General features: G+C 53.1%; 2 tRNA genes and 2 rRNA genes. All 4 read left to right on the forward strand.

The window, feature by feature from the left end:
• The first annotated feature begins 4 nt into the window (after positions 1-4).
• A tRNA-Ala gene (locus J2T58_RS11000) sits at positions 5-77 on the forward strand.
• A 174-nt stretch (positions 78-251) separates the two neighbouring features.
• Positions 252-3,191: ribosomal RNA gene (locus J2T58_RS11005) — 23S ribosomal RNA — on the forward strand.
• A gap of 92 nt (positions 3,192-3,283) precedes the next feature.
• Positions 3,284-3,355 (forward strand) — tRNA-Cys (locus J2T58_RS11010).
• Positions 3,356-3,361: 6 nt separating this feature from the next.
• Positions 3,362-3,481: ribosomal RNA gene (rrf, locus tag J2T58_RS11015) — 5S ribosomal RNA — on the forward strand; the annotation flags it as partial.

Here is a 3,481-nt window from a genome sequence, read left to right on the forward strand (position 1 = left end):
ATCAGGGCTCATAGCTCAGCTGGAAGAGCGCGGCGTTTGCAACGCCGAGGCCAGGGGTTCAAATCCCCTTGGGTCCACTCCCGTTGGTACATATTGTAACACTCTGTTACAGCGTGTTCCAACGGTCTGATGCACCCGGCGATGCGAGTCACCGGGGAAGGGCTGAAGGTCAGTTGCCACTGACCTGACGATGCTGTGTAAAGGTAATGCATCTGGACGTTACATGGGTTCAACGGAACCTAATTGTATAATGAATCTGGTAATTATGCCAGTTCGTGGATGGCTCGGTTCGAGAGCTGATGAAGGGCGTGCCAAGCAGCGATATGCTCCGGGAAGGTGCAGGGAGCCTGTGATCCGGAGATCCCCGAATAGGACATCCCGATACTTCGGTATCAATCCGTCAGGATGGGGAACGCCCCGAATTGAAACATCTCAGTAGGGGCAGGAAGAGAAATCAACCGAGATGTCGTGAGTAGAGGCGATCGAAAACGACAGAGTTCAAACCGAATCCCTCCGGGGAGATGTGGTGTTGAAAGCCTCCCATCGGATGCAGTCCTGAGAAACGGAACTCACCTGGAACGGTGGATCAGAGAGGGTGATAGTCCCGTACGTATAATCAGGTCTGTTTCCGGGAGTGTCTTGAGTAGCGCGGGTTGGAATTCTCGCGTGAATCCGGGGGTCATCAACCTCCAAAACTAAATACTTCTCGAAACCGATAGCGAACTAGTAGCGTGAGCGAAAGCTGAAAAGGATCCCTAAAAAGGATGTGCAAAGCGCCTGAAACGAACTGGTGACCGTGTGATATGGCGTGCAAGGAACTTCTGCGCGAAGGAACCCGTCGCGAGGCGGTAGTACGGGCGACAGTTGCCGATGTCATATCTTACGTTTTGAAGAACGGGCCAGAGAGTTTATTCTGCAGGCGAGGTTAACCGGAAGGGAAGCCGAAGCGAAAGCAACAAGTTCGTAGCATTCGTGCCTGGAACGACGTATTCAACGTGCGTGGAGTCTGTAGGATAAGACCCGAAACCCGGTGATCTATGCGTGGGCAGGTTGAAGCGTGCCGAAAGGTGCGTGGAGGACCGCAGGCGGTTTTGATATGCAAATCATTCGCGTGACCTGCGTATAGGAGTGAAAGATTCATCGAACCGGGAATCAGCTGGTTCCCCTCGAAACATGCCGCAGCATGACCTCGTCGGAGATGGTTGGTGAGGTAGAGCACTGATTGGGGATTCCGGGGAAGAAATTCCTCGCTCTCCTGTCAAACTCCAAACTCCCCAACGTCGGAGATGACGGGTAGTCCGGACTACGGGGTAAGCTTGTAGTCCGTAAGGGAGACAACCCAGACCGTGGTTGATGCCCCCGAATGTAGGCTAAGTGTCAACACTGAATGAGGTCCCAGGCCAAAGACAACTGGAAGGTGAGCTTAGAAGCAGCTACCCTTTAAAAAGTGCGTAACAGCTTACCAGTCAAGGTTTGGGGCGCAGAAAATGGACGGGGCTAAAGCCTACTGCAGAGACCACGGCGCACCGATTATTCGGTGATCGCGTAGAGGGGCGTCCTGTATGGATAGAAGCAGGGGCGTAAGGTCCTGTGGACCGTACAGGAATGAGAATTCTGGCAGTAGTAGAAGCATAGAACGGTGAGAATCCGTTCCGCCGAAAGGGCTAGGTTTCCTCGGCAATGTTCGTCAGCCGAGGGTTAGTCGGTCCTAAGATGTGCCGTAATTCGAGCACGTCAACAGGGAAACAGGTTAATATTCCTGTACCAATCAGATATCGTTTCTTTTGAAACCCCGACGCTTCGGGATATACCACGCGGAACTGTCGTTTCCGTTCAAGCGTTCAACGCGGTGGAGTACCGTCATGGTGAGAAACCGCAGAAGACGTGATGAGGTAACGTGGTCGACTCCTGGAGCCCGTGAAAAGGGATCTGGTTGACCGTACTGAGAACCGACACAGGTGCCCCTGGTTGAAAAGACCAAGGCGTATCGGAGCTAATTGTGGTAAGGGAACTCGGCAAAATGGCCCCGTAACTTCGGGAGAAGGGGTGCCTGCCTGGAGATCAGGCAGGTCGCAGTGACCAGGGAACTCCAACTGTCTAATAACAACATAGCAGACTGCAACTCCGTAAGGACTCGTATAGTCTGTGAATCCTGCCCAGTGCGGGTATCTGAACACCGAGTACAATCGGACGAAGGACCCGTAAACGGCGGGGGTAACTATGACCCTCTTAAGGTAGCGTAGTACCTTGTCGCTTAATTGGCGACTTGCATGAATGGAACAATGAGAGTTCTACTGTCCCTACCACAAGTCCGTTGAACCTTTTATCCTAGTGCAGAGGCTAGGGACTCCTGATGGGAAGTGAAGACCCCGTGGAGCTTTACTGCAGCCTGTCGTTGTACTACGGTATTGCATGCGCAGCGTAGATGGGAGACGTCGAACTGATCCTTCCGGGGATCAGGGAGTCGCCGTTGAGACACCATCCTTGCTCTGCTGTAGTACTCACTCTTCTTGAATGAAGAGGACATCGGTAGGTGGGCAGTTTGGGTGGGGCGCCACACCCTCGAAAAAATATCAAGGGTGCCCTAAGGTCAACTCATGTGAGTCAGAAACTCACAGAAGAGTGTCAAGAGCATACGTTGGCCTGACGCGATGACGCACAGCAAGTCATCGCGAGAGGAAACTCGGGTCTAACGAACCAATACGCCCTGTTGATGAGGGCTATTGACTACAGAAAAGCTACCCCGGGGATAATAGAGTCGTCGCCGGCAAGAGCACATATCGACCCGGCGGCTTGCTACCTCGATGTCGGTTCTTTCCATCCTGGCTGTGCAGCAGCAGCCAAGGGTGAGGTTGTTCGCCTATTAAAGGGGATCGTGAGCTGGGTTTAGACCGTCGTGAGACAGGTCGGTTACTATCTATCAGGAGTGTGCGGAGTCTGAGGGCAAGAAAGAAATAGTACGAGAGGAACTTTCTTTCGTCGCCACTGGTGTATCGGTTGTCCGACAGGGCAGTGCCGAGCAGCTACGCGGCAAGAGATAAAAGCTGAAAGCATCTAAGCTTGAAACTCAGCCTGAAAAGAGACTCCGTTATAGGGCACGGGTACAAGACCCGCTTAATAGGCCCGGGATATACGCACGAAGGCAACGACGTGTTCAGTCCGGCGGGTACTAACGCCCAAATCCAGACAACTCAGACAATTACTCTGTTGAACCCAGACGATATCCGGATGCATACCTTTAATTCTGTAAAGAGTGCATAGTATACTCCGCAGAATACACAGCGCCAAGGTGGCGGAGCGGCCACGCGGCTGACTGCAGATCAGCTACACCCCAGTTCAAATCTGGGCCTTGGCTTGTGGTTATGGCGGCCATAGCGGTGGGGATACACCCGGACTCATTCCGAACCCGGCAGTTAAGCCCACCTGCGTCGAACACTGTACTGAGGTACGAGAGTCCTCGGGAACTGTTCAACGCTGCCAA

The organism is Methanocalculus alkaliphilus (genome assembly GCF_024170505.1).
Lineage (GTDB): Archaea > Halobacteriota > Methanomicrobia > Methanomicrobiales > Methanocorpusculaceae > Methanocalculus > Methanocalculus alkaliphilus.